Source organism: Cellulosilyticum lentocellum DSM 5427 (assembly GCF_000178835.2).
GTDB lineage: Bacteria > Bacillota > Clostridia > Lachnospirales > Cellulosilyticaceae > Cellulosilyticum > Cellulosilyticum lentocellum.
Window position 1 is genome coordinate 1,634,408 of record NC_015275.1, and the last position, 26,044, is coordinate 1,660,451.

A 26,044-nucleotide genomic window follows, 5' to 3' on the forward strand; every position below is an offset into this window, starting at 1 on the left:
ACTGATGCTTATTATTAGATAATTGTACGAAGCTTTCTTAAATGACCACCTAAATAGTTAAAGATACCACTTAGTACAATCGACTCTACTGGAATAAGTAATATATTTTTAAGCATTCTAGGCTTAAGTAAAACCATGAAAGATTTTCCTATAACCATACTAGTCCAAATCGTACCTAAGATTAAATTACAGAAAATAGCTACAATACTCACGGCCAAAATTAAACGTATATGGAACTTTAAAGAAGATGATGTAGGCCATTTTTTGTAATAAAGGAAATACCCATAAACAAAACCGGAAATAGCCGCAGAAAGGGTATAACCAGGGAAATAAGCAAAGGTTTGAGGAAAGCCAAAGTAACCCAAGATATCTCCTATAGCACCCATGCCGGCGCCTACCCAAGGACCGAATAAGTAGCCTATTAGGGCATTGACTACAAAAGCAAAGGAAATACGTACAATAGTAAAGTCGATAGCTAAGTAGCGCCCTAATATAATCTTAAGAGCAAGTAATAGACCTAATAAAGCTAAGTCTTTAGTTGTTATTTTTCTATTCATTTTAGCAACTCCTTATAATTAATGACTTTAGCTAAAAAAGCTAAAGGTAAAGAAGCGCTGCTTTTGGCAGCGGAATGCGACATAAGTACCGCAAATCTAAAGAGATTTTTCGTCTAGTGGCAACTTCCCGTCCATCTAGCACTTAACGCACTTACATCTACTCTGCCAACTGATCTATAGTGATAGTAATATTATAACAAAAATAATAGTGAGCACAATAAATAAAAATACACAAAGAAAACTCATACTAATAAAGAAATATAGTAGCCGTTTACAAATTTTATTTAGCTACCTATAATAATATAAGACGAACAAGGAGGAAGAATATGTTAAATCAAAAGGATCCCTATTTATTATTAAGTGTTGTTAATATGAAGCTTAGAGATGAAGCAGATAGTTTAGACGAACTGTGTAAGACTTATGATCAAGACCCGCAACTATTAATAGAAAGATTATCAACTATTGGCTATCACTATGAAGAAGGTCATAATCAATTCGTAGCTGTGTAAAATAGATGATAACTATAAAGGAGATAAAGTTATGGATTTAAAAAGTAATTTATACAAGTATGCCAAACTAGTAGTAGAAGTAGGTGTTAACGTACAAAAAGACCAAGTATTAGTGATTCGTACACCTATTGAAGGAGCTACCTTTGCCAGAGCCATGACAGAGTGTGCTTACAAAGTAGGAGCTAAAAAAGTTATTGTAGAGTATAGTGATGAGCAAATTGGAAAATTAACTTATACTTATGCTTCCGAAGAAACTTTAGGAGATTTTCCGGCATGGGAAGTCAAGAAGTATGAGGATCTAGTAGCACAAAAAGCAGCTTTTATTAGTATTAGTGCAGGAGATCCAGATTTGCTGAAAGATATCGAGCCTAACAAAATTGCTATCGCACAAAAAGCTTCTGGCAAAGCACTTACAGTATTTAGAAAAGCAGTAAGCAGTTCGCAGGTGTGTTGGTGCGTGGTATCTATGCCTACACCATCATGGAGTAAAAAAGTATTTCCAGATGCTAGGGAAGAAGAAAGAGAAGCAATGTTATGGGATAAAATTTTCACTGCCACTCGTATTTATGAAGAAGACCCAGTGGCAGCTTGGAAGGCACATACGGACAATTTGGCTAAGAAATGTGCTTTCTTAAATGAAAAGAAAATTAAAACCTTACATTATGTGGCTCCAGGAACAGATTTAACAGTTGAACTTCCAGAAGGACATAAGTGGGAAGGGGGAGGAGAATGCAGTGGTAAGGGAACTTACTTTGTGGCTAATATGCCTACAGAAGAGATTTTTACCATGCCTCACAAATATGGTGTCAATGGTACCTTAAAAGCAACTAAGCCACTTGTATTTGGTGGTAATCTCATAGAAGATTTCAGCTTTACCTTTAAAGATGGAAAAATCGTAGATTTTGATGCGGCAATAGGCAAAGCTGTCCTCGAAAAGCTTATCGAAACAGATGAAGGTGCTTGTTACTTAGGAGAAGTGGCCATTGTACCAGAAAGTTCACCTGTTTCTAAGACTAATACCATTTTCTTTAATACTTTATTTGATGAAAATGCGTCTTGTCACTTTGCTATTGGTAGTAGCTATCCTACTAATATAGAAGGCGGCACAACTATGACCGATGAGGAATTAGAAGCAGCAGGAGCAAATACTTCTATTACCCATAATGATTTTATGGTAGGAAGTAGTGCCTTAGATATTAAAGCAACGACAACGGCAGGAGAAAGCTTTTATATTTTAAAAGCTGGAGAATGGGCATTTTAAGTATGCTTCAAAGAAGCTATAGCAAACCGATGTAGAGAGGCTATGGCTATTTAGAAGATTTCTTGGTATACTTAGGTTAAATGATGTTTTGAGGCTTCATAAGAAGCTATTTTTAAACGAATCAAGGGGGTTTTGGAATGGGATTTTTTAAAAAGCAACTTCTAGACATTATTCAGTGGTTAGATGAAAGTAGTAATACACTTGTTTATATGTTTCCTATGGAAGATCAAGAAATTCAAAATGGCGCACAGCTTACGGTTAGACCGGGTCAAGTGGCCATCTTTGTAGAACAAGGACAAATAGCTGATGTTTTTGGCCCGGGTATGTATAATCTAGAAACTAAGAATTTACCACTTTTAAGTGACTTAAAGGGATGGGCCTATGGTTTTAAATCACCTTTTAAATCAGATGTCTACTTCTTAAATATGAAAGAGTTCTTAAATAATAAATGGGGGACCAATAATCCAGTTTGGATTCCAGATAGCCAGTTTGGGCAAGTTCAAGTAAGAGCACATGGTAATTATGCCTTTAAGATTGAAAATCCAGTTGTTTTTTTAACGAATATTGTGGGTACTAAATCACGTTATCGTTTAGAAGACATAACTGAACAGTTAAGAGGATTCATTGTCAATCAGTTTACTGATATCATTGGTAGCCTACAGTTAACAGTAACTCAAATTGCATCTAATTATAATGAAATTGCAGCAGCTTTATCAGACACTTTAGGGGAACCTTTCGGTAAATTAGGTTTAAGTGTGACACACTTTACGATTGGCAATATTGGTTTGCCAGAAGAAATTGAAAAGCACCTTAAAGAATTAACAGGCATGAATATTTTAGGTAGTGTTCAAAATGATAAATTAAGTAAGATTCAAATCTTAAAGCAGCTAGAGATTATGAGTAAGTCAACCGAAAATGATGGGCTTAATGCTATGATGCAAAATGGTATGGGCTTAGGCATGGGGCTCCATATGGGCAATGCCTTTGCAGGAGGGTTAAACCAAATGAATGCCAATCAAATGGCACAGGCTGCCGCTATGAATGCTCAGCCAGTAAGTACACCAGTGGCTCCAGCAACACCAGCAGGGGAACTTATGCCATGTCCTAACTGTCAAAGTATGATTAAACAGGGGAGTAAATTCTGTCCTGAATGTGGTCAAAAGATAGAAGTGGCAGAAAAGAAAAGATTTTGTACAGGATGTGGGAAGCAGGTAGAAGGTGGCGTAAAATTCTGTCCTGAATGTGGAACAAAGATTGGAGAATAATAGCATGAAACTCTGTATACTAGATGCATTGACACTAGGAGCGGACATAGATATTACACCCTTTGAAAGCTGTGGTGAAGTGGTCGTTTATGACTTAACAGCACCAGAAGAAGTGGAAGAACGTATAAAAGATGTAGATGTTATTATTACGAATAAGGTTGTATTAAATGGAAGTAATTTAAAGCATGCGGAGCGTTTGAAATTGATTACCTTGTTAGCTACAGGCTATAATAATATCGATACTTCATACGCTAAAGAAAGAGGTATTGCAGTAGCTAATGTGGCTGGCTATTCAACAGAAAGTGTAGCGCAGCATACTTTTGCCATGTTACTGCATTTAATTGAACATAACAGTGCTTATGATGCTTATGTAAAAAGTAAACGTTATGCAAGTAGTGAAACCTTTACTTATATTGCATGGCCATTTCATCAGCTTTCGGGGAAAACTTTAGGTATTATTGGACTTGGTGCAATTGGTAAAGCTGTAGCTAGAATAGGTATAGCTTTTGGGATGAAGGTGATTTATTATTCTACTTCAGGCAAAAATATCAGTGATACTCAATATGAGAATGTTACTTTGGAAGAACTTTTGGCATCCAGCGATGTTGTTTCTATCCACGCACCTTATAATGAAAAAACTCATGGCTTAATAGGATATAAAGAAATAGCACAAATGAAGTCAACGGCTTATCTACTTAATTTAGGTCGTGGTAAGATTGTAGTAGAAGAGGAATTAGCTAAAGCATTAAATGATAATCTGATTGAGGGTGCTGCATTAGATGTGCTGGCTAATGAACCTATTGATGCAGAGAATCCTTTGTTTGAGGTGAAGGAGCAAGAGAAGCTTTTCATCACACCTCATATAGCTTGGGCTAGTGTGGAAGCACGTCAGGTGTTAGTGCAGGAAGTGATTGAAAATATTAGAGCTTTTGAAGTAGGCGAAATGCGTAATCGCATAGTTTAAAATAAAAATCAAAAAATAGTTAAAGACTTATAGGAATAAAAACTATAAGTCTTTTTTTATTTATATTTTTTAGTGAAGCGACAAGTCAGACTTATTTGAAAAGTAGGTGAGTATGATATTGGCACTTATGTATACTTTTTAGGTGAAAAATACTTAAAAGTTATGTAATCAGATTAAGAAAAGAATTGGACAAATACAAAAGAAATTTGCAAGATAATCAGCAGACTTCTGTCAAAAAACATCGTCCAATAGCATAAAATAATGGTTAAAATAAAAAAATGGCGATACTAACTTGCAAAACATCATAAAATAATGTATTATGTTAATCAGTTAAATTAATTGGATTTGAATTAAACAATCAGATATTTGAGAGAAGGAGGAAGGTTATGTTCAAATATAGTTTAAAACGTATCGTATCGATGCTCATAACTTTATTTTTAATTGCAACGATTACATTTATCTTAATGCGTTCTATACCAGGGGGACCATTTACAAGTGAGAGAGCATTAACGCCAGAAATTGAGAAGGCCTTAGCAGAAAAATATAACCTAGATGCACCTTTATGGGAGCAGTACTTAGATTATATAGGAGATTTAGCAAAAGGAGATCTGGGGGTTTCCTTTAAAAAGAAAGGTGTAACGGTAAATGAAATTATTATTAAAACTTTCCCAGCATCAGCACAAATCGGTGCTCTAGCTGTTGTTTTAATTTTAGTAATAGGTATACCGTTAGGCGTACTTTCTGCACTTAAACAAAATCATGCAATAGATTATGTGATTATGATTATTGCAACTATAGGGGTAACTATACCAAGCTTTGTTATTGGTACATTCATTATGTACATATTCGGAGAGAAACTTGCATGGATTCCTGCAGGCGGACTTGAAAGTTGGAAGGGGTATATTGGACCGGTTATTGCTTTAGGAGGATTTTCAATAGCTTATGTAACAAGATTAACACGTTCTAGTATGTTAGAAGTATTACGTCAAGATTACATCCGTACAGCAAGAGCGAATGGACTTAGCAAGTTGAGAGTTATCGGTAAGCATGCTCTTAAAAATGCACTTATTCCAGTTGTAACTTATGTAGGACCAATGGTGGCATCTATTCTTACAGGTTCTTTTGTTGTAGAAAAAATCTTTGCTGTGCCAGGTATGGGTAAATACTTCGTAGAAAGTGTATCTAGTCGTGACTACACCGTTATTATGGGACTTACTATATTCTATGCAGCAATTTATATCGTAATGGTCTTTATTGTAGATATTGCTTATGCATATATTGACCCTAGAATTAAAATTAAAGGTTAGGAGGCAGATCATGAGTCAACATTCAGAGTGGGAATTATTAGATAACAGCGAAAAACAATCACAACAAATATCGAGACCAAGTCATACTTATTGGCAAGATGCATGGCGTATGCTTCGCAAAAATGTATTAGCTATGATAGGCCTTGTTACAATTATATTAATCACATTAACAGCGGTTTTAGTACCGATGTTTTCAGAGGTAAGTTATTCAGACCAAAAACCAGGTTTTGGGAATATACCTCCGAAGTTCCCCATTACTAAACTTTGGGATGGTCAATATGTATATGTACATAATGAGTACAAACTTATAGAAGTAAGTGAAAAGGGTGAATTACTTGCAGCACCAGATACTATAGAAGAAGATATGGCTTTTTCTACTAAAACCTATGAAATTGGTGGGAAAGAAGTTGTTCTTGACTATTCTTATGCTAAAAAAGCAAAGAAAAATGGTGGTGTTAAATATAAAATTTTTGTAGAAGGTAAAGAAATCGATACAACACCAGTAAAAACGGTAAGAAATAGAACTAATTTATTAGGGACTGACCGTTTAGGAAGAGATGTTTGGATTCGTATTTTATATGGAGCAAGAATTTCTTTAACAGTAGGTCTTGTAGCTTCATTAGTTAATTTATTTATCGGTGTTATTTATGGTGGTATCGCCGGCTATGAAGGCGGAAGAGTAGATAACATCATGATGCGTATTGTAGATATCATTAATTCAGTACCGTCTTTATTAGTGGTTATTTTATTAATGGTTGTTTACAAACCAGGTCTTACAACGATTATTGTAACCATTGGTCTTATTTATTGGGTAGGTATGGCTAGACTTGTACGTGGACAGGTACTGAGCTTAAAAGAGCAAGAATTCGTTCTAGCTGCTAGAACTATTGGTGTATCTAAATTCAAAATTATTATGAGACACCTTATTCCAAATGCTATGGGACCTATTATTGTTTCTTTAACAATGAGTATTCCAAGTGCTATCTTTACTGAGTCTTTCTTAAGCTTCATTGGTTTAGGGGTATCTGCACCAGAAGCTTCTTGGGGAACACTCGCTAATGATGCATTAGGTGGTATTCGTTCATACCCTTACCAACTTATTGCACCAGCAGTAGCTATTGCGATTACTATGTTTGCATTCAACTTCTTGGGTGATGGGCTTAGAGATGCACTAGATCCAAGACTCCGTAAATAGAAAGCGAGGTTATTAAAGATGAATAAAGAAAAGATATTAGAAGTCAGAGGATTAAAAACTTCGTTTTATACCCATTTAGGAGAAGTTCAATCTGTTAGAGATGTAGATTTTGATTTATATAAAGGAGAAGTATTAGGGGTAGTAGGAGAATCAGGAAGTGGTAAATCTGTTACTTGTTCTTCTGTTATGAGATTACTTCAACATCCAGGGAAAATTAAAGAAGGAACAGTACTCTTCAAAGGTGAAGACCTTGTTCAAAAATCAGAAAAGGAAATGCGTAAGATTCAAGGAAATGAAATCTCAATGATTTTCCAAGATCCTATGAGTGCACTTAATCCTGTCTATACCATTGGAAATCAAATGACAGAAGTGATTCGTAATCATAAAAAAGTAAGTCAAAAAGAAGCAGAAGAAATTGCTATTAATATGTTAACTTTAGTAGGAATTCCTTCACCAGAAGAACGTATGAAGAACTATCCTCATGAATTTAGTGGTGGGATGAGACAAAGAGCGGTTATTGCAATGGCACTTTCTTGTGATCCGGAGCTCATTATTGCAGATGAACCAACTACAGCTTTAGACGTAACCATTCAAGCACAAATTTTAGAGCTCATGAAAGATATTCAAAACCGTTTAAATAGCTCAATTATTTTCATTACACATGACTTAGGGGTTATTGCTCAGCTTTGCACTCGTGTCATTGTTATGTATGGTGGGATGGTCATGGAAGAAGGAACAGTTGAAGAACTTTTCTACGATGCGAAGAATCCTTACACAATGGGATTACTGAACTCAGTACCAAATCCTAAATCAGATGTTAAAGAAAGGCTTGAACCTATTCCAGGAACACCACCTGACCTTTTAAATCCACCAAAAGGCTGTGCATTTTGTAACCGTTGTAAATTTGCAATGAAAAAATGTTTAGAAGAGATTCCAGAAGTTTATGAAGTGACTAAAACGCATAAATCAAGATGTCATTTATTACATCCAAATGCACCAACAGTAGAAGGTTTTGTAAAGGAGGCTAGAGCGCATGAACATAGATAAAAGAGACAACTTAATAGAAGTTCAAAACCTTAAGAAATACTTTACTAAAACCAGTGGGCTATGGGGAAAAAATGTACAATACATTAAAGCCCTAGATGATGTTTCTTTTTATATTAAAAAAGGAGAAACTTTAGGGCTTGTAGGAGAATCAGGTTGTGGTAAATCCACAACAGGACGTACACTTATTAAGTTATATGAACCTACAGATGGGAAGATTCTATTTGATGGTGAAGATATTACTAAATACTCTGAAAAGCAAATGCTACCTTATAGAAAACGTATGCAAATGGTATTCCAAGATCCCTATGCTTCACTTAATAGCCGTATGACAATTAACGATATTATTGGAGAAGCTATTGAGACACACCATATTGCCACAGGAAAAGAAAAAAATGACCGTATTCACTATCTTTTAGAACGAGTAGGATTAATGAGAGATCATGCTAGTCGTTATCCTCATGAATTTAGTGGTGGTCAAAGACAACGTGTTGGAATCGCACGTGCTTTAGCAGTAGAGCCTGAGTTCATCATTTGTGATGAACCTATTTCAGCACTTGATGTATCTATTCAAGCACAGGTTATTAATATGCTTGAAGATTTACAAAATGATATGGGACTTACTTATTTATTTATCGCCCATGATTTATCTATGGTAAAACATATTTCAAATCGTATAGGGGTTATGTATTTAGGTAACCTTGTAGAGATAGGTGGGAGTGAAGAAATTAATAAACACCCTGCACATCCTTATACCAAGGCGCTACTATCAGCAGTACCATTACCAGATCCAGATCTCGCAAGAGGTAAAAAACGTATTGTACTAGAAGGGGATGTACCAAGTCCTCTTAATCCACCATCAGGTTGTCGCTTCCGTACACGTTGCAGTGAGTGCATGAAGATTTGTTCAGAGGTAACACCAACACTTCAAGAGGTGGCACCAGGGCATCAAGTTGCTTGCCACTTATATTCGAAATAATTAGTGCACTGTCATTAAAAGATAGGCCTATTTATAAATAAATAGTTATTAAACTAAATAAAAATAGATATTAGGAGGAAAGAATATGAAGAAGAAACTTACACTAGGACTTGCTATGCTTATGGCATCAAGTATGGCGCTTGCTGGATGTGCCAGTAAAACAGAAACAGCAGGGGGAAATGCAACTGGTTCAGAAGCAACTACAGGTGAAACAGGAACAGATTCAGATGAGGACTATGTACTTGCTGCAGACCAAACACTTCGCTATAACTTAGGAGCAGACCCATTAACATTAGACCCACAACTTAATTCAGCTACTGATGCTAGCCATATCATTAACAATGTTTTTGAAGGACTTATGAGGGAAAAAGATGGAGAGGTAGTACCAGGTATTGCAGAAAGTTATACTTTATCAGAAGATGGTCTTGTATATACTTTCACATTAAGAGATGCAACTTGGGCTGATGGACAACCTGTGAAAGCTGGTGACTTTGAGTTTGCATGGAAGCGTGGTGCAAATCCAGCAACTGCTTCAGAATATATGTATCTTTTTGAATCAGCAAATATTTTAAATGCAGGTGCTATTGCTAAAGGTGAAAAATCTATCGATGAGCTTGGTGTTAAAGCTATTGATGATAAAACTTTAGAAGTAACACTTAGTGCACCAACAGACTACTTCTTAGGACTTACAGGCTTTGCTACGCTTATGCCAGTAAGAGAAGATATGGTAGATGATGAAGGAGCATGGGCTAAAGATACAGCTAAATATATTGGAAACGGTCCATTTAAAATGTCAGAATACAAAATGGGAGACCAAATTGTACTTGTTAAAAATGAAAACTACTGGAATGCAGAAAATGTAAATCTTGAAAAAATTGTAATGTATATGATTGTAGATGAATCAACAGCACATACAAGATACACAGCAGGCGAATTAGATGTGAATGAACTCATTCCAACAGATGAAATTCCAACACTTATTGCAGAGGATCCAACATTCTATATCATGCCTAAAATCGGGACATACTACTATGCATTTAATATGAATAATGAAGCGCTTAAAGATGCACGTGTACGTCAAGCATTATCACTTGCAATTAACCGTGAACAAATCGTAAAAGAAGTAACTAAAGGTGGACAAAAAGTAGCTTATGGTTTCATGCCAGAAGGTATTACAGATAATGAAGGAAAATCATTTACAGAAACAGCTGGAGACTACGGTGTTAATCCAAAAGGTGATGTAGAAAAAGCTAAAGCATTACTTGCAGAAGCTGGTTACCCAGATGGAGCAGGACTTCCAGAAATTGAAATCCTCTATAACACAAGTGAAAGTCATAAATTAATTGCAGAAGCAATGCAAGAAATGTGGAAACAAAACCTTGGTATTAATGTTAAATTAACTAATCAAGAATGGGCTGTATTCCAAGAAACAACTAACAATAATGCCTTCGATTCATTAGCACGTCGTGGTTGGATTGGCGATTACAATGACCCACAAACAATGCTTGAAATCTTTGAATCTACTAATACACAAAACATTGGTCGTTACAGCAGTGAAACTTTTGATACAGAAATGCAATTATCAAGAGAAACAATGGGTGCAGAACGTATGGAACACTTATACAAAGCTCATGATATCTTAATGGAAGATATGCCAATAATTCCTGTATACTACTATGTAACAAACATGATGATTCAAGATTCTGTACATGACTTAGAATTAACATCAACAAGCAAACTTTGGTTTGGTGATGCTGAAATGATTGAAGTACAAGAATAAGAAATTAAAGAAGAAATAGTTAAGAAAAAAACCGTCTCATATGAGACGGTTTTTTCTTACTTATCAACTATTTTGATCCTTTGTAGCTTTCAAACACTTTTTGTACGATTGTTCCACCGATTTTTCCAGCTTCTCTAGCTGTAAGGTCTCCGTTGTATCCTTGTTTTAAAGGTACTCCAACTTCTTTTGCTACTTCGTATTTCATAGATTCAAAAGCTTGTTTGTTTGACATAATGGTTGCCCCCTATAAGGTTTTTAGTTTTTTAGTAACCACGAAATATTCTATGCTCTTTGAAGAGGTGGAATGTTTTGCGGTTACTATGGTATTAATATGTGTAGTATGATTTTTTTTATTCTAGTATTTTTTTCCTATTAGGTTGGGAGTAGTCAGCAGTTAAAATTAAAGTAACCGTTTATAAAAAATTATATTTTTTGTAAAGAATTCTAAAATCAAGTTTATGAACAATACATTTATTATATGCACTAAAAAAAATGTTATACTTCAAATAAGACAACAAGTATAAAGTAGCAAATCAAAATAAAAGAAGGTATTGCAAATTTACAATACCTTCTTTTATAAAAAGAATTATGCTTGGCCAACTGAGCCGAATAATTCCATTTTTTCTTTTACAGTTGCTTTAATAGCTTCAAAACCTGGAGCTAATAATTTACGTGGGTCGAAACCTTTACCTTGTTGGTCTTTACCAGCTTCGATGTAACCACGTGTAGCAGCAGCGAATGATAATTGACATTCTGTATTAACGTTGATTTTAGCAACGCCTAATGAGATTGCTTTTTTAATCATTTCTTCAGGGATACCTGTACCACCGTGAAGTACGAGAGGAGTAGTTCCTGTTACTGCGTTGATTTGTTCAAGTGCATCAAATGCTAAGCCTTTCCAATTTTCTGGGTATTGACCGTGAATATTACCAATACCAGCTGCAAGCATTGTTACACCAAGATCAGCGATTCTCTTACATTCTGCTGGATCAGCGATTTCGCCAGCACCAACAACACCATCTTCTTCGCCACCGATTGAACCAACTTCAGCTTCTAAAGAAAGTCCTTTTTCAGTTGTGATTTTAACAAGTTCAGTTGTTTTAGCAACGTTTTCGTCGATTGGATAGTGTGAACCATCGAACATAATTGAAGAGAAACCAGCTTCGATGCATTTTAAAGCACCTTCATATGAACCGTGGTCTAAGTGAAGTGCTACTGGTACAGTAATGTTTAATTCTTCAATCATACCATTAACCATACCTACGATTGTTTTATAACCACCCATGTATTTACCTGCACCTTCAGATACACCTAAAATAACTGGGGAATTATTTTCTTGTGCTGTAAGAAGAACAGCTTTTGTCCATTCAAGATTGTTGATATTGAATTGTCCAACAGCGTATTTACCTTCTCTTGCTTTGTTTAACATGTCTTTTGCTGAAACTAACATATTACGCCCTCCATCTATTCATTTTTGAGAAAATAATAATCACTATATTATTTGTCTTCCTGCTTTTATTATAACGGTATTTTGATAAAAAATAAACAGCAAATTAATCATTAGGAAGTACAAAAATTTGTTGTTTATCATAAAATATTAATTAATTTGGCTTCTTTATAAAAGTAATTATAAGAAAAAGCTGAATACTATACAAAAAATACAAGAAATACTTGTTAATATGTTACAATTTCACTTACTTATAACCAATAAAACTCAAAAATAGATTTTGAAATATTTCTTTAAAGTTTTAACTCATAAAATGGCAATAATGACAAAACATGATATAATAAAAAAGCTGTATATTATAAAATACGACAAAAGCTAGAAGGAGAGAGTAGGAAAAAGTATGAAAGAGCATTTTGGACTAATGAAAATAAAAACTTGGATCAAAAAAGAAATAGTGCTTGTAGTAGCAGTAGTATTAGCGGTTATTTCTTGTTTCTGGGAAGCACCCAAGTGGTCATACATAGATTTCAAGGTACTTTTGTTACTTTTTAATTTAATGGTTGTTATAGCAGCTTTTAAAGAGCAGCTCCTGTTAGACTATTTAGCAGTTAACCTGTTAAGGCATTGTCAAAATAGTAAGCAAACGGGTTTGGTATTGATAGGTATTACTTTTGTTGCAGCTATGTTTATGACAAATGATGTGGCACTTATTACCTTCATCCCTCTTACGCTGATTATAGGAAGAAAACTCAAAATCGTACCCATTAAGTGGGTTGTATTTCAAACGCTAGCGGCTAACTTAGGAAGTAGCTTAACGCCTATGGGAAATCCGCAAAACCTCTTTATTTATACTTATTATGGTGTGCATTTAGGTGAGTTTTTAAAAGTAGCTACTGGCCTAGTTATTTTATCTGCTATTTTCCTAGGCTGTTTATTGTTAAAAGAGAGAAAGACAGATATTACCATAGTTCTAGAACCAGTACAGATGAAGGCACCTAAACAACTCATGGTGTTTCTAATACTTTTTATCATTATTTTAAGCTCTGTTGTTGGCGTTTTAGATTATCGTATTGCCTTTTGTATAACCATTATTGTAACACTTTTAGTAAATAGACATTTGTTATTTCAAGTAGATTATACACTTTTATTGACATTTATAGGTTTTTTTATTTTTATAGGTAATTTGGCAGCTATCCCTGCAATTAAAGCTACACTGCAAAGTTTTTTAAAAGAAGAGGGATATACCTATTTAAGTGGGCTCGTGATGAGTCAGGTCATTAGTAATGTACCGGCTACCATGTTACTAGCACCTTTCACGGAAAATTGGCAAGAGCTTGTATTAGGTGTAGATATAGGTGGCATGGGAACGCTGATTGCTTCTTTAGCAAGTGTTATTTCTTATAAACTCTTTGTCAAAGAATATCAGCAAGAAGCGAAAGCCTATTTTAAGAGTTTTACATGGTATAATGTGTTAGGACTAATTTTATTAGCACCTCTAGGTTATGGACTATTGCAGCTTCTACATTTACTATTTTAAATTTTGATGATAAACTAGAATTACTAAGTTTTAGAGGCAAAAAGGAGAAAAATCATGAAAATTGTATTTATTAATGTACCATGGATGAAATATTATACAGGTGAAGGTGATGAAGAAAAGCTAGTGCCTACATGCGGCTATAATTTTCAACACGTAAATGGTTATTATTATGGCTATGGTGAAGGCTTAGACCAAATTGCCTTAGAACAAATAGACGATGGTTTAGCAAATGATACACAAGTAGAAGATGTAACAGTTGTATGGACTTCAAAGAACAGAGAAGGCGAAAATAAAGTGATCGGCTGGTATAAAAAGGCTACCATTTATCGTGAAGCTAAGACTTATTTGAGTATGGATGGTGAACGTTTGTTTTTTAAATATAGCATTGTAGCACCAGCAGCAGAAGCATTATTATTACCTGTAGAACTTCGCTTATTAGATGCAAAAGAAATGTCTGAAGGTATTTCTTTTGAAAAAGATGAAAAAATCATTGCAGATGTGGCTATGTATATACATAACTATGCAGGAGATAAAATGAATTACCTCTTTGCTAAAAAAGACTTAGAAGGTGCTTCTATTTTAAATTTCCCTGAATATGAAATGTATTTTGCTAAAGCAGATGAGTTTTTAGCCAAAGATTTATATGGAAAGGCAGTACGTTGTTTTAATAAAGCTATTGTCCTAGAACCTGAGCTAGCTATTGGTTACGAATGTAAAGGAAGCATTTTCTTAAGTCTTAAGATGTATGATGAAGCTTTAGAGGTTTACAAAAAAGTACTTGAAATTGAACCTGATAATGAAAATGCACATTATTGTTTAGGTCTTATTTATGGGCTCATTGGTGATTATAAAAATTGTGTGGAAGAAATGAACTTCTATATTAATAGAAGAAAAGATGATATGAATGCCTTGGCAGAAAGAGGAATTGCATATTATCATCTAGGTGAAAAGGAGTTGGCAAGTAAAGCTTTTAAAAAAGCTTACGCTGCTGAACCAGAAAACCTGATTTTTAAACAGCTTGTAGACTGTTTAGGATAGATAAGAACGCTAACTAGATCGTTAATTAAATTAATAAAACCTGATAAGGTCAGATAGTAAAATGGATTTTGTAGATTCATTTGCTACGTGACCTTATTATTTTGGAATGAAAATAAATACTTGTATAAAAAAACGATGTGGAATAAAATGGATATAGCAATTATATTACCTAACTTATAATGGATAATCAATTTTAAAAAGTAAATAGATAAAATTGTTAAAATTGTGTATAAAAAATTAAAACGTGTGCTATAATTGTAAAGATGGAAAATTTAGATAAATAGGAGGGGGTAAGCATTTGGGTGTATTTTTAATAGGTGCTATTATTTTTGCTATAGGGGTAGCAATTTTAGTAGGTTTTAGTTTAGTAAGAACCTTAAAACAGAAAAAAAGCAATAACAATGTAAGTATGCATTATCAGCATAGTTCACTAGAATATATAGAGCCATGGAAAGAAGAAAAAGAAGTTGTTTCCTCGGAAAAGATTAAGTTACTTAAAGAAAAGGAATTAGACAAGAAAGCGAAAGAAGAAACTAGAAGTAAAGAACAAGAAAAGCAAACCTATAAAGAACAAGAAAGAGGCAAAATGAGTGAAGTATTACAATCACTTGAAGAAGTTAGACCAGGAGAAGTACAAAGAAATGGGCAAGAACAGTTTAATTTGCGAAAAGATGAACAGCCTACTATTAAGTCTGATGAAGATGGGAAATGGTGGGTTTAATCATATGAATTTCTCTTAAAGGTGCCAGCGGCAGTTTATCACGCTAGGCACTTTTTATTAGTTATAAAATAGCATAAAATAGAGGAAGAAAGTGACGTGAATGGAGGGAATAACATAGTGACTGGAATAACAGGTTGGTTGATAGTGAATGGATCACTTAAAACGGACACATTTATGGAGATGGTAGATCATTATAAAAAGGCGGCTGCTCAAGTAGAATTAGGACTAGAACTGATTTTTAATAATGAACTCATAATAGGAGTAGGAGAGGATCAGCTGTTTTTAAAAGGTGCTAAGCCTAGTCAGCTTCCTAAATTCGTCTTATTTCTAGATAAGGATATAAGGCTTGCCATGCAATTAGAGCAACTTGGAGTAAGGGTATTTAATAGTGCAAAGGTAATAGAAATTTGTGATGATAAAGCAAAGACCTTTCAGTATTTAGCAGGTAAGGGGATTCATATGCCTAATACCATTATGGCACCTTTAATGTTCAGGGAAGTAGAGAAGGAGGAAGAGTATCTCTTACAGGTAGAAAAAATATTAGGTTATCCCATGGTAGTTAAAGAATGCTATGGTTCTTTTGGAGAACAAGTTTACTTAGTGACAAATAGAGAAGAGTTGGCAGCTAAGAGACAAGAATTAATAACAGTACCTCATTTATATCAGCAATATATTGACTATAGCAAAGGGAAGGATATAAGAATTTATATAGTAGGAAATGAAATAGTAGCAACGATGTTAAGGACCTCTGAAACAGATTTTAGAGCCAATATTAATAATGGTGGTATAGGAGTAGCTTATGAGCCACCTACTGCTTTTAAGCTGTTGGCATTAGAGGTAAGTAAAGCTTTAGGAGCAGATTTCCTAGGGATTGATTTGCTTTTTGAAGATGAGGAGACGCCTATATTATGTGAAGTAAATTCCAATGCACATATTAAAGCTATTCAAAGTTGTACAGGTGTTAATGTAGCAGAGAAGATTACAAGTCATATAATAGCACAGTTATAATCAGGTGATAGATTGGTAGGCATATTAAAAAAGTAGGCTTAATTTAGTGATATGAACGAATAGTTAACTTGTGTAAGCCAGATTGTTGTAATAAGTGGAAGCCAATATAAAAGGAAGAGGTATTACTTTTGAGTAATCCTCTTCCTTTTATAGTTATCTGTTTTTAATGACTTTAGCTAAGCGTTTAATACCTTCTTCAATCGTTTCACTATCTGAATTAGTATAGTTTAGGCGGAAGGTACGAGAAGTAAGTTCTTCTGTATAAAATGGCTCACCAGGAACAAAAGCAACATTTTCTTTAGAAGCTAAGTCGAATAACTCTAAAGAAGACGTTCCTTCTGGCAAGGTAGCCCATAAAAACATACCACCCTCAGGAATAGTGATTTGAATATTGCCAGGGAAATACGTTTTAATAGCGTTTACCATAGCTGAGCTTTGTTCTTTATAAAGTGACTTGATTTTACGAATATGTTCATCTAAATCGTTGTGGGCAAGATAGTCAGAAATCACACATTGTGAGAAGAAATTTGTATGTAAGTCAGAAGCCTGTTTGGCAATAATAAGCTTATCCATAAGCTTACTGTCTTTTGTACAAATCCAGCCAATACGCATACCTGGCGTAACAATCTTTGAAAATGAACCTAATAAAATGCTATGTTCTAACCCGCGGGAACCAATATAAGGTAAATCTTCTCCTGAAAAACGAAGTTCTCCGTAAGGGTCATCTTCAATAAGATAAGTCGAAGTTGTTTTAAGTAATTCACAAATCGCTTCACGTTTTTCTTTACTGTAGGTAAGGCCTGTAGGATTTTGAAAGTTAGGTACAGTGTAAAGTAATTTAGGAGCATAAGCTTTAAGTGCTGCCTCTAAAGATTGTATGTCTAAGCCATCTTCTAATAAGTTAATACCGTGAAATTGAGGCTCATAAAGTGATAAAGCTTGAATGGTACCTAAGTAACCGGGTTTCTCAATGAGGATGTGGTCATCTTTATTGATTAAAGCCTTGCCAATAAGGTCAAGGGCTTGTTGAGAACCACTGGTGATTAAGATATCATTAGGGCTTACTTCTAAACCAAAACGTTTTTTATAACGTGTGGCAATTTGTTCACGTAAAGGTAAGTAACCTTCTGTGGTAGCATATTGAAAAGCATTACTGCCATTTTCATCTACCACTCTGTTCATAGAAGTTTTAAGTGCTTCTATAGGAAAAGAAATAGGATTTGGAAGTCCACCTGCAAAAGAAATGACCTCTTTATTTTGGGTAACTTTAAGAATTTCTCTAATAAAAGACTTCTTGGTATTTAAAATACGATTTGAAAACATTTCACTCATGTGTATCCCACCTTTAGTTTTATTCATTGATATGTTCAAGGCCTGTATTTAAAATCGCCGTTACATGTGAGTCGGCTAAAGAATAATAAACAACTTTTCCCTCTTTACGTGGTTTGACGAGATTATAGGCCTTTAAAACACGTAGTTGATGTGAAATAGCTGAATGTGTCATGTTTAAGCAAGCAGCGAGGTCGCAAACACACATCTCAGAACATTTCAGGGCATTTAAAATTTTAATACGAGTAGCATCACCAAAAATCTTAAAAAGTTCAGCTAAGCTGCTAGTTGTATCAGCGGGGAGCATCGCTTTATAAGCAGCTTGTACAACATCTTGATGAATGACGGTACAGGTACAAGTATCTATCTTTTGGGACATTGTGGACACCTCTTTTATGTGAAGACACATTATTTTAATATTTAGGGTACATAGTTTTTAAGAAACTGTCAAGTCACAAGGCTTAAACATTAATAATGAGAAAGCAAAAAACTTTAAAAAATATAGTAGAATTGAACGATTTATATTGATAAACTAAATGGTACGTTGTACTATGAAATAAGAATAATTGACAATATTTATATAAATTTTATTTTTAGAGGGAAAGAGGGGGAAAAATGATTAATTTTGAAAAAGAATTAGAGAAATTTAGACCTATCCTTAATGTAAATCGTATTGAGGAGCGCATTAGCCAAGAAGATATGATGGATATGATAGATATATTTAAGTTTTTTGATAATGACATTTATAATGAAGCAAGTGCCTTAAGAGAGATGAAGGATGGGGAATAAGATGATGGAGTATGTATGTCCATATTGTGGAAATAAAGCAAAGCATGACGTTTATTGCCATACCTGCCACCGCAAAATAGACTGGGTCAAAGAAATCTGGGAGAGAAGCATAGCTTACTATAATAGAGGTTATTATGCAGCAGAAGAAAAGAATTTGACTTTAGCAATAGATTATTTACAGAAAGCACTTCATCTTAATAAATATAATACGGAAGCAAGGAATTTATTGGGGCTTATTTATTTTGAAGTGGGAAGAGTAGGGGAAGCATTAAAAGAGTGGATTATAAGTCATTCCTTAAATAAGGAAGATGAAGTATCTACGCACTATATTAATGAAATTCAGAAATCACCTAAACAGCTAGTTAGTTATAAGGAAGTGATTCATTTATATAATAAAGCTTTGGAGTATTTAAAGCAAAAAAACACTGATGTAGCCATTATTAGATTAAAGAAGGCAGTAGGTGTCAATCCTAATTTTGTAGAAGCAAAGGTTTTATTAGGTTTATGTTATATACAAGATAAGCAATTTTACAAAGCAAATGAACAAATAAAAGGTGCACTAAAGATAGATAGTGGACATCAAAAGGCATTAAGATATTTTAAGGCATTGAGCGGTGAGGACACTTCTACAGTTCAGCCTTATGAGCTAGAATACATTCCAACTAACCAGTCTCATAAAAAAGTAAAGCCAGTCCGTGTTATTGATCGTAGTATATCTTTAAGGTATTCAGTGCTTTATTTTATTATAGGGCTTATAGCTATGTTTGTGATTTATCATTTCCTCATACATCCTAATCAAGTAAAGTCCTATGAACAAGAAATTACAAGACTTACTAATAAGCAAGATGAGTTAAGTGATGAACTTAATCAAATTATTAAAGATACTAACTTAAAAGCTGCTACTTTAGAAGCTGATAATACAAAATTAAAAACACAGACACAAGAATATGAAAAGCAACTAGGTGCTTATGTACAAAAGGATAAGCTAGTTACAGCAAAAACACATATAGAGGAAAGAATGTATGTTGAAGCAGCAGAAGCTTTATATAATATTGCACCTTCTTTATTAGATGAAGAAAGTAAAATGACTTATGAGGCTCTTAAAGAAGCTTGTTATGAAAAGGCAGCAGCGGAACTGTATAACGAGGGATATCAATTACTTAGTGGAGAAGATTATGCAGGGGCTAAAGGGAAATTAGAAGCTGCCCTTATATATGACGGGACTTCACAAACAGCTAGAAGAAGTTTATATTACTTAGGTGAAACAGAAGAGAAACTAGGGAATATAACAGAGGCACAAAATTACTATAACAAAGTGATCACAGAGTTTCCTGATACTTATGAAGCAAGACGTGCAAAAGAAAGGATTCAATAATTAGTTTTAAAGTACTAAGCCATAAAGTTACGATTGATGATAGTGGCAAAATGGTTACGAATAGGAATATAAATACATAAAAATGGCACTAATCATAAAAATACATGATATTAGTTAATAACTGGAAAATGATTGACAATTATTGGAAAAGGCGCTATTCTTATAAGAGATTAAAGATAAGGAGGCGCGAGGACATTGCGAATGGAATTTATTATGGTGGAGCGAACATTAGTGGTTGTCTTAGAAGGGGAGATTGACCACCATACTTGTGTTGAAATTAGACGCGAGGTAGATAGGGAATATCAAAAAAATAGAGCAAAAGATTTACTTTTTGATTTTGAAAAAGTGAATTTTATGGATAGTTCAGGTATAGGTATGCTTATGGGAAGGTATAGAAGTGTGGCTATATGTGGGGGAAGTATTGGATTATACAACGTTTCAAGAGAAGCAGGAAGAATACTCAGTATGTCAGGTATTTACAAATTAATGAAAACTTATAATAGTAAACAAGAAGCACTGGAAGCATTAGCAGCTTTTGCTTAAGAGAAGCATGAGGGGGACAAAAAAGTGCCAAAGAAAAATCAAATGCAAATACAATTTGCAAGTAGTTCTATTAATGAAGGTTTTGCTAGGGTAGCTATTAGTTCGTTTGTTTCTCAATTAGATCCAACAATTGAGGAACTTTATGACATTAAAATGGCCGTTTCAGAAGCTGTTACAAATTGTATTATTCATGGTTATAGTAATAAAGAAGATGGCTTAATTACCATTAGATGTGCTTATGAAGAACGCACTGTAGAAATAGAAGTTGTGGATGAGGGGAAAGGCATACCGAATGTAGATGATGCTATGACAGCACTTTATACTACTTCATTAGAAGAGGAAAGAGCAGGTCTAGGCTTTACGGTAATGCAATCCATGATGGATGAGGTCGAGGTATTCTCACAAATGGGCAAAGGAACAAGTGTAAAAATGAAAAGATCTCTCGCGGTCTAAGCCCGAGGTAAAGGTGGGATAATATGGATCATACCTTAGAACTCATACAACGTGCACAACAAGGTGATGAAATAGCCAAAAACATATTAGTACAAGAGAATCTAGGACTAGTTTGGAGTTTAGTAAGAAGATTTAGTAATCGTGGTTATGATATGGAGGACTTATTTCAAATAGGGAGTATTGGACTTTTAAAAAGTATTGATAAATTTGATTTAAGCTTTAATGTTAAATTCTCTACCTATGCAGTGCCTATGATTGTAGGAGAGATTAAACGTTTTTTAAGGGATGACGGCATGATTAAGGTAAGTCGTTCTCTAAAGGAAACAGCTTATAAAGTAAGAATTCTAAAGGATGAGCTTATAAGGGAACTCAATAGAGAACCAACGATTAGTGAAATTGCAGCCGGCTTAGATTTACAAGTTGAAGAAGTGGTAGAGGCTTTAGAGTCAAATGCAGAGATAGAATCTTTAAATGCTGTTATTTATCAAGGAGATGGCAAGCCTATTACGTTATCGGATAAAATCGATGAGGTGCCAACACTCCAAAATAGCTTAGTAGACAAAATGATTCTGACAGAGCTCATAGAAAGGCTACTACCCATTGAAAGAGAGATTATTCATATGCGATATTTTGAAGACCGTACGCAAACAGAAATTGCTAGTGCCTTAGATATATCCCAAGTTCAAGTGTCGCGAATTGAAAAACGTATTTTAAAGAAAATGCGAGAAATGTTAGGAAGCTAAAGCTTAGCTCTCTATAAAAATAAGAAATAAAAAGGCTAGATGAAGATAAGTTGCGCTGAAGCAACACTTGGTCTAGCTTTTATTTTGCGTATAAAAAGACATGTTACAACTGATAAAACCGAACAACAAATAAAGAGCTAGAATGAAAACGTTCGGTAAAATGCCTGCATAAGGGAAGTGTAACCGAGAAAAAAATTAAAAAATATAGGGTTAAATGTTAAAAATATCCAAAAAGCGAGACACATGTCGAACGATAAATAAAACTTAAACTATATTGTTCGATAAAATGATTGACGCTATTATTAAATTATGATACGCTTACAATAGCTAATTAAGGTTAATTCATACGAAAGGGGAACCACGATGAGTGTTTTCAGAGTATATGTAGAGAAGAAGAATGGTTTTGATGTAGAAGCGAAGCGTATGGAGAGCGAGTTAAAAGAGTTTTTACATATAAAAGCTGTTAAGGGAGTAAGAATTTTAAACAGATATGATATTGAGCATATTACAAACAAGGTTTATGAAAAAGCATTAAACACGATTTTTTCAGAACCTCAATCAGATACATTAGTAGAGAAACTGGCTTTAACAAGTGGCAAGGCTTTTGCTGTAAGTTATTTAAGAGGACAATATGATCAAAGAGCAGACTCTTGTGAGCAATGTATTCGTATTATTGATAGCACCCTTAAACCTACTGTGAGAACAGCCAGAGTTTACATTGTGGATGGCGAATTAACAAACGAAGAATTATTAAAGATTAAAAAGCATGTGATTAACCCTGTAGAAGCTGAAGAAGTTTCTTTAGAGCCAGTAGCAAGTTTAGATATGACTTATCCTGTTCCAGAGGATGTCAAGGTATTAGTAGATTTTATTAATATGGATGAAGTAGCTTTAGAAAATTTTAGAAAAGAACAAGGCTTAGCAATGAATTTGGATGACCTTATTTATTTCCAAGGTTATTTTAAAGGGATTAATAGAAATCCAAGCTTTACAGAATTAAAAGTAGTTGATACCTATTGGTCAGATCACTGTCGTCATACAACTTTTATGACGGAGCTTACTAAGATAGAGGTTGAAGAAGGTGAATATGCAGCACCTATTAAAGCAGCTTTAGATGAATACTATGGTATGCGTGAAGAACTAGGACGTAATCATAAAAAAGTATCTCTTATGGATATGGCAACCATTATTGTAAAACATCTTAAAGCACAAGGTGGCTTAAAAGAATTATTCGAGACAGCGGAAATCAATGCTTGTACAATTGTAGATAACATTAAGGTAGATGGTAAAGATGAAGAATACCTTATCTTATTTAAAAATGAAACACATAATCACCCAACTGAAATCGAACCTTTCGGTGGTGCAGCAACATGTCTTGGTGGTGCTATTCGTGATCCACTTTCAGGACGTAGCTATGTTTATCAAGCTATGCGTGTAACGGGTGCAGCTGATCCTAATGAATCATTAGAAAATACAATGGCTGGTAAATTACCACAACGTGTGATTACAAAAACAGCTGCTAATGGTTATAGTGCTTATGGTAACCAAATAGGACTTGCAACAGGTGAAGTTAAAGAATATTATCACCCAGGATATAAAGCAAAACGTCTTGAAGTAGGAGCTGTAGTAGGAGCAGTTAAACGCTCAAATGTAAAGCATGAAGAGCCAGTCCCAGGCAATGTGATTTTACTTTTAGGTGGCGCAACCGGTCGTGATGGTTGTGGTGGTGCAACAGGTTCTTCTAAAGAGCATACAGAAGAATCATTACATACTTGTGGTTCTGAGGTACAAAAAGGTAATCCAGTAGAAGAAAGAAAACTTCAAAGATTATTTAGAAACCCAGAATTTTCAAAACGAATTATTCGTTGTAATGATTTTGGTGCAGGTGGTGTGTGTGTAGCAATCGGTGAAATCGCTGAAGGGCTTCGTATTAACCTTGACCTTGTACCAGTTAAATATATGGGACTTGATGCAACAGAACTTGCTATTTCTGAGTCTCAAGAAAGAATGGCAATTGCCATTGATAAAAATGATTTAGATTTGATGATTAATCTAGCTAATAAAGAAAACTTAAATGCAGTTTGTGTAGCAGAGGTAACAAAGGAAAAACGTCTTGTAATGACTTGGAGGAACAAAGAAGTTGTTAATATTGATAGAAGTTTCTTAGACAGCGCAGGTGTAACACAGCAAAGAGAAGCAAAAGTAACAGCTCCTGAAATTGAAATTGAAGTGAAGAAACTTTCAAAAGATAATGTACTTGCTACCTTAAAAGACTTAAATGTAGGTCTCCAAAAAGGGTTAGGGATGCAGTTTGATGGTACCATTGGAGCAGGTTCAGTACTTATGCCATATGGCGGTAAAAACCAATTAACAAAAGAAAATGGTATGGTGGCTAAAGTGCCTTTAGTAAAAGGTGAAACAACAGCAGCAACCTTTATGACACATGGATTTGATCCATATCTTTCAGAAAAATCACCATTCCACGGTGCTCTTTATGCAGTAGTAGAAAGTATTGCAAAAATTGTAGCATTAGGTGCAGATTACAAGAAGACTTACCTTTCTTTCCAGGAATACTTTGAGAGATTAAATGGTGAAACGAGCTGGGGTAAACCAGTAGCAGCACTTCTTGGCGCATTAAAAGCTCAAAAAGAATTAGGGCTTGCAGCAATTGGTGGTAAAGATAGTATGTCTGGTACTTTTGAAAATATCAGCGTTCCTCCAACACTTATTTCTTTTACCTGTAACTTAGGAGACGCTAAGGAATGTGTAAGTGGTAGCTTAAAAGCAGCAGGTAATCGTCTTGTTTATGTTGCTATTCCAAAAGATAATGTTTACATGCCAGACTTTAGTATAATGCATGAAGCTTATAGTAAGATTTATGAACTTGTTAAAGCGGATAAAGTACAAAGTGCCTATGCTATTGGTGCTGGAGGAGTAGTAGCTGCACTTAGTCAAATGGCTATTGGTAATGAAATCGGAGTAAAAGTAGAATTACCACCAGAAATAGCACCATTTGTAGCATCCTATGGAGATATTGTATTAGAAGTAGCACCAGAAGTAGCAACAAGCTTAAAAGAAGATTACGTTACTGTCATTGGTGAAACTGTAACAGAAAAAGTAGTAACTATAGATGAAGTGACTTTAGAAATCAGTGAAATCATTAAAGCCATGTTAGCACCAACGGCTAATGTCTTTACTCAAAAAGTAGATAGTCCATTAGCAGCAACAGATGCAACCTTCACTGGGGAGCGAAAAATCTATGTGGCTAAACAAAAAATCGCACAGCCGGAAGTACTTATTCCAGTATTCCCAGGGACTAACTGTGAAGTAGATACAAGACGTGCTTTTGAAAGAGCCGGTGCTAAGGTAAATGAAGTACTATTTATTAACCGTACAAACAGTGACATTGAAGATTCAATTGAACGTTTATACCAAGGTATTAAGTCAGCACAAATTATTGCTTTCCCAGGTGGGTTCTCAGCTGGTGATGAGCCAGATGGTAGTGGTAAGTTCATTGCTTCCACTTTTAGAAATGAAAGATTAAAAGAAGCCATTCATGAACACCTTTATACGCAAGATGGATTAATGTTAGGAATCTGTAATGGGTTCCAAGTACTTGTTAAATTAGGGTTATTACCATATGGTGAAATTAGAGAAATGGATGGAGAATGCCCAACATTAACCTTTAATACGATTGGTAAACATATTTCTCTTATGGCTAGAACAAAAATTACAAGTGTGCAATCTCCATGGCTTAACGGGGTTAGCTTAGGTGATCTTCATGAAATCCCACTTTCACATGGTGAAGGTCGTTTCGTAGCACCAGAAGCTATGTTGAAAGAGCTTATTGCTAAAGGTCAAGTATTTAGCCAATATGTAGATGAAAATGGTTTTGCAAGCCAAGATGGCAATGTCAATGTGAATGGTAGTATGCATAACATCGAGGGGATTATATCTGCTGATGGCCGTATTATAGGTAAGATGGGACATAGTGAACGTGTGGGTAAATTTGTTCATAAAAATATTCCAGGTAATAAAGAGCAAAATCTGTTTACATCTGGGGTGAATTACTTTAAATAAAAAACAAGCTATGTGAAGCGTAGTTTTAAATAGATGGTTTATGAAATAGCAGAGAATAGATAGTCGGTTATATAGTCTAAAAAGAGTAGATTACAAGAGAGTGTAACTTAGGAGGTTATT

General features: G+C 34.6%; 24 protein-coding genes and 1 riboswitch. Of the genes, 19 read left to right on the forward strand and 5 right to left on the reverse strand.

Translation table 11 applies throughout. The annotated features are described in order from the left end of the window. Positions 1-14: 14 nt before the first annotated feature. A complete protein-coding gene (locus CLOLE_RS07405) occupies positions 15-557 on the reverse strand; it encodes a folate family ECF transporter S component (RefSeq protein WP_013656466.1) in 543 nt (180 codons plus the stop codon). A 65-nt stretch (positions 558-622) separates the two neighbouring features. Then, a riboswitch (THF riboswitch) is annotated at positions 623-724 on the reverse strand. 159 nt (positions 725-883) lie between these two features. On the opposite strand from CLOLE_RS07405, the gene CLOLE_RS07410 reads away from it, so the two are divergent. The 9 genes from CLOLE_RS07410 to CLOLE_RS07450 all read left to right on the forward strand — a co-directional run bounded on the left by CLOLE_RS07410 (position 884) and on the right by CLOLE_RS07450 (position 10,861). Next, positions 884-1,066, forward strand: coding sequence for a DUF4250 domain-containing protein (locus CLOLE_RS07410; RefSeq protein ID WP_013656467.1), 183 nt, complete (start codon positions 884-886; stop codon positions 1,064-1,066). Between the two features lie 31 nt (positions 1,067-1,097). After that, positions 1,098-2,327 (forward strand): aminopeptidase, encoded by a 1,230-nt coding sequence (locus tag CLOLE_RS07415; protein WP_013656468.1) that lies wholly within the window; start codon positions 1,098-1,100, stop codon positions 2,325-2,327. Between the two features lie 137 nt (positions 2,328-2,464). Further along, positions 2,465-3,592, forward strand: a complete 1,128-nt coding sequence (locus tag CLOLE_RS07420; protein WP_013656469.1) for an SPFH domain-containing protein — start codon at positions 2,465-2,467, stop codon at positions 3,590-3,592. Positions 3,593-3,596: 4 nt separating this feature from the next. Next, on the forward strand, positions 3,597-4,556 hold the full coding sequence (locus CLOLE_RS07425; protein WP_013656470.1) for a D-2-hydroxyacid dehydrogenase: 960 nt from the start codon (positions 3,597-3,599) through the stop codon (positions 4,554-4,556). A gap of 386 nt (positions 4,557-4,942) precedes the next feature. Beyond that, positions 4,943-5,863: an ABC transporter permease gene (locus CLOLE_RS07430; protein ID WP_013656471.1), complete on the forward strand. Its 921-nt coding sequence runs from the start codon at positions 4,943-4,945 to the stop codon at positions 5,861-5,863. A 10-nt stretch (positions 5,864-5,873) separates the two neighbouring features. Further along, complete coding sequence (locus CLOLE_RS07435) at positions 5,874-7,058, forward strand: ABC transporter permease (RefSeq protein WP_013656472.1); 1,185 nt, start codon at positions 5,874-5,876, stop codon at positions 7,056-7,058. 18 nt (positions 7,059-7,076) lie between these two features. After that, positions 7,077-8,105 (forward strand): ABC transporter ATP-binding protein, encoded by a 1,029-nt coding sequence (locus tag CLOLE_RS07440; RefSeq protein WP_013656473.1) that lies wholly within the window; start codon positions 7,077-7,079, stop codon positions 8,103-8,105. Further along, the gene (locus tag CLOLE_RS07445; protein ID WP_013656474.1) at positions 8,092-9,081 is read left to right on the forward strand and encodes an ABC transporter ATP-binding protein; all 990 of its coding nucleotides are present in this window, start codon (positions 8,092-8,094) and stop codon (positions 9,079-9,081) included. The genes CLOLE_RS07440 and CLOLE_RS07445 overlap by 14 nt, the downstream gene beginning before the upstream one ends. Positions 9,082-9,166: 85 nt before the next feature. Then, positions 9,167-10,861 (forward strand): peptide ABC transporter substrate-binding protein, encoded by a 1,695-nt coding sequence (locus tag CLOLE_RS07450; RefSeq protein WP_013656475.1) that lies wholly within the window; start codon positions 9,167-9,169, stop codon positions 10,859-10,861. A gap of 67 nt (positions 10,862-10,928) precedes the next feature. Here the strand turns inward: CLOLE_RS07450 and CLOLE_RS07455 are convergent, their stop codons facing one another. Together CLOLE_RS07455 and fba are read right to left on the reverse strand one after the other, a co-directional pair. Continuing rightward, positions 10,929-11,093, reverse strand: coding sequence for an alpha/beta-type small acid-soluble spore protein (locus tag CLOLE_RS07455; protein WP_013656476.1), 165 nt, complete (start codon positions 11,091-11,093; stop codon positions 10,929-10,931). A gap of 354 nt (positions 11,094-11,447) precedes the next feature. Continuing rightward, positions 11,448-12,311, reverse strand: coding sequence for a class II fructose-1,6-bisphosphate aldolase (fba, locus tag CLOLE_RS07460; RefSeq protein ID WP_013656477.1), 864 nt, complete (start codon positions 12,309-12,311; stop codon positions 11,448-11,450). A 397-nt stretch (positions 12,312-12,708) separates the two neighbouring features. Here fba and CLOLE_RS07465 point away from each other — a divergent pair, with 397 nt between their 5' ends. The 4 genes from CLOLE_RS07465 to CLOLE_RS07480 all read left to right on the forward strand — a co-directional run bounded on the left by CLOLE_RS07465 (position 12,709) and on the right by CLOLE_RS07480 (position 16,612). Continuing rightward, entirely contained in the window at positions 12,709-13,845 is a 1,137-nt protein-coding gene (locus CLOLE_RS07465; RefSeq protein WP_013656478.1) for an SLC13 family permease, read from the forward strand. A gap of 54 nt (positions 13,846-13,899) precedes the next feature. Continuing rightward, on the forward strand, positions 13,900-14,883 hold the full coding sequence (locus CLOLE_RS07470; RefSeq protein WP_013656479.1) for a tetratricopeptide repeat protein: 984 nt from the start codon (positions 13,900-13,902) through the stop codon (positions 14,881-14,883). Between the two features lie 298 nt (positions 14,884-15,181). Beyond that, positions 15,182-15,604 (forward strand): hypothetical protein, encoded by a 423-nt coding sequence (locus CLOLE_RS07475; RefSeq protein WP_013656480.1) that lies wholly within the window; start codon positions 15,182-15,184, stop codon positions 15,602-15,604. Between the two features lie 117 nt (positions 15,605-15,721). Then, positions 15,722-16,612 (forward strand): ATP-grasp domain-containing protein, encoded by an 891-nt coding sequence (locus tag CLOLE_RS07480; protein ID WP_013656481.1) that lies wholly within the window; start codon positions 15,722-15,724, stop codon positions 16,610-16,612. Positions 16,613-16,765: 153 nt separating this feature from the next. Here CLOLE_RS07480 and CLOLE_RS07485 read toward each other — a convergent pair whose 3' ends face one another. Together CLOLE_RS07485 and CLOLE_RS07490 are read right to left on the reverse strand one after the other, a co-directional pair. Then, positions 16,766-17,944, reverse strand: a complete 1,179-nt coding sequence (locus CLOLE_RS07485; RefSeq protein WP_013656482.1) for an aminotransferase-like domain-containing protein — start codon at positions 17,942-17,944, stop codon at positions 16,766-16,768. A gap of 19 nt (positions 17,945-17,963) precedes the next feature. Then, positions 17,964-18,320 (reverse strand): ArsR/SmtB family transcription factor, encoded by a 357-nt coding sequence (locus tag CLOLE_RS07490; RefSeq protein ID WP_013656483.1) that lies wholly within the window; start codon positions 18,318-18,320, stop codon positions 17,964-17,966. A 236-nt stretch (positions 18,321-18,556) separates the two neighbouring features. Between CLOLE_RS07490 and CLOLE_RS22925 the strand changes: the two genes are divergently transcribed. From CLOLE_RS22925 to CLOLE_RS07515, 6 genes are all read left to right on the forward strand, one after another. Continuing rightward, entirely contained in the window at positions 18,557-18,730 is a 174-nt protein-coding gene (locus CLOLE_RS22925; protein ID WP_013656484.1) for a hypothetical protein, read from the forward strand. Further along, positions 18,720-20,105: a tetratricopeptide repeat protein gene (locus CLOLE_RS07495; RefSeq protein ID WP_041712936.1), complete on the forward strand. Its 1,386-nt coding sequence runs from the start codon at positions 18,720-18,722 to the stop codon at positions 20,103-20,105. Before CLOLE_RS22925 ends, CLOLE_RS07495 begins: the two co-directional genes overlap by 11 nt. 201 nt (positions 20,106-20,306) lie before the next feature. After that, entirely contained in the window at positions 20,307-20,648 is a 342-nt protein-coding gene (locus CLOLE_RS07500) for an STAS domain-containing protein (protein ID WP_013656486.1), read from the forward strand. 24 nt (positions 20,649-20,672) lie between these two features. Then, positions 20,673-21,101, forward strand: coding sequence for an anti-sigma F factor (spoIIAB, locus tag CLOLE_RS07505; protein ID WP_013656487.1), 429 nt, complete (start codon positions 20,673-20,675; stop codon positions 21,099-21,101). Positions 21,102-21,124: 23 nt separating this feature from the next. Next, complete coding sequence (sigF, locus tag CLOLE_RS07510) at positions 21,125-21,844, forward strand: RNA polymerase sporulation sigma factor SigF (RefSeq protein ID WP_013656488.1); 720 nt, start codon at positions 21,125-21,127, stop codon at positions 21,842-21,844. A gap of 363 nt (positions 21,845-22,207) precedes the next feature. Further along, positions 22,208-25,924: a phosphoribosylformylglycinamidine synthase gene (locus CLOLE_RS07515; RefSeq protein ID WP_013656489.1), complete on the forward strand. Its 3,717-nt coding sequence runs from the start codon at positions 22,208-22,210 to the stop codon at positions 25,922-25,924. Positions 25,925-26,044 lie beyond the last annotated feature (120 nt).

Excerpts from the sequence above, each read along its gene's own strand:
- CLOLE_RS07465 (WP_013656478.1), top strand. The coding sequence starts at position 12,709 with ATGAAAGAGCATTTTGGACTAATGAAAATAAAAACTTGGATCAAAAAA.
- CLOLE_RS07470 (WP_013656479.1), top strand. The coding sequence starts at position 13,900 with ATGAAAATTGTATTTATTAATGTACCATGGATGAAATATTATACAGGT.
- CLOLE_RS07435 (WP_013656472.1), top strand. The coding sequence starts at position 5,874 with ATGAGTCAACATTCAGAGTGGGAATTATTAGATAACAGCGAAAAACAA.
- CLOLE_RS07445 (WP_013656474.1), top strand. The coding sequence starts at position 8,092 with ATGAACATAGATAAAAGAGACAACTTAATAGAAGTTCAAAACCTTAAG.
- CLOLE_RS07515 (WP_013656489.1), top strand. The coding sequence starts at position 22,208 with ATGAGTGTTTTCAGAGTATATGTAGAGAAGAAGAATGGTTTTGATGTA.
- CLOLE_RS07415 (WP_013656468.1), top strand. The coding sequence starts at position 1,098 with ATGGATTTAAAAAGTAATTTATACAAGTATGCCAAACTAGTAGTAGAA.
- CLOLE_RS07410 (WP_013656467.1), top strand. The coding sequence starts at position 884 with ATGTTAAATCAAAAGGATCCCTATTTATTATTAAGTGTTGTTAATATG.
- CLOLE_RS07440 (WP_013656473.1), top strand. The coding sequence starts at position 7,077 with ATGAATAAAGAAAAGATATTAGAAGTCAGAGGATTAAAAACTTCGTTT.
- CLOLE_RS07485 (WP_013656482.1), bottom strand. The coding sequence starts at position 17,944 with ATGAGTGAAATGTTTTCAAATCGTATTTTAAATACCAAGAAGTCTTTT.
- CLOLE_RS07495 (WP_041712936.1), top strand. The coding sequence starts at position 18,720 with ATGGGGAATAAGATGATGGAGTATGTATGTCCATATTGTGGAAATAAA.
- CLOLE_RS07450 (WP_013656475.1), top strand. The coding sequence starts at position 9,167 with ATGAAGAAGAAACTTACACTAGGACTTGCTATGCTTATGGCATCAAGT.
- CLOLE_RS07500 (WP_013656486.1), top strand. The coding sequence starts at position 20,307 with ATGGAATTTATTATGGTGGAGCGAACATTAGTGGTTGTCTTAGAAGGG.
- CLOLE_RS07430 (WP_013656471.1), top strand. The coding sequence starts at position 4,943 with ATGTTCAAATATAGTTTAAAACGTATCGTATCGATGCTCATAACTTTA.
- sigF (WP_013656488.1), top strand. The coding sequence starts at position 21,125 with ATGGATCATACCTTAGAACTCATACAACGTGCACAACAAGGTGATGAA.
- CLOLE_RS22925 (WP_013656484.1), top strand. The coding sequence starts at position 18,557 with ATGATTAATTTTGAAAAAGAATTAGAGAAATTTAGACCTATCCTTAAT.
- CLOLE_RS07420 (WP_013656469.1), top strand. The coding sequence starts at position 2,465 with ATGGGATTTTTTAAAAAGCAACTTCTAGACATTATTCAGTGGTTAGAT.
- CLOLE_RS07405 (WP_013656466.1), bottom strand. The coding sequence starts at position 557 with ATGAATAGAAAAATAACAACTAAAGACTTAGCTTTATTAGGTCTATTA.
- CLOLE_RS07490 (WP_013656483.1), bottom strand. The coding sequence starts at position 18,320 with ATGTCCCAAAAGATAGATACTTGTACCTGTACCGTCATTCATCAAGAT.
- CLOLE_RS07455 (WP_013656476.1), bottom strand. The coding sequence starts at position 11,093 with ATGTCAAACAAACAAGCTTTTGAATCTATGAAATACGAAGTAGCAAAA.
- fba (WP_013656477.1), bottom strand. The coding sequence starts at position 12,311 with ATGTTAGTTTCAGCAAAAGACATGTTAAACAAAGCAAGAGAAGGTAAA.
- CLOLE_RS07425 (WP_013656470.1), top strand. The coding sequence starts at position 3,597 with ATGAAACTCTGTATACTAGATGCATTGACACTAGGAGCGGACATAGAT.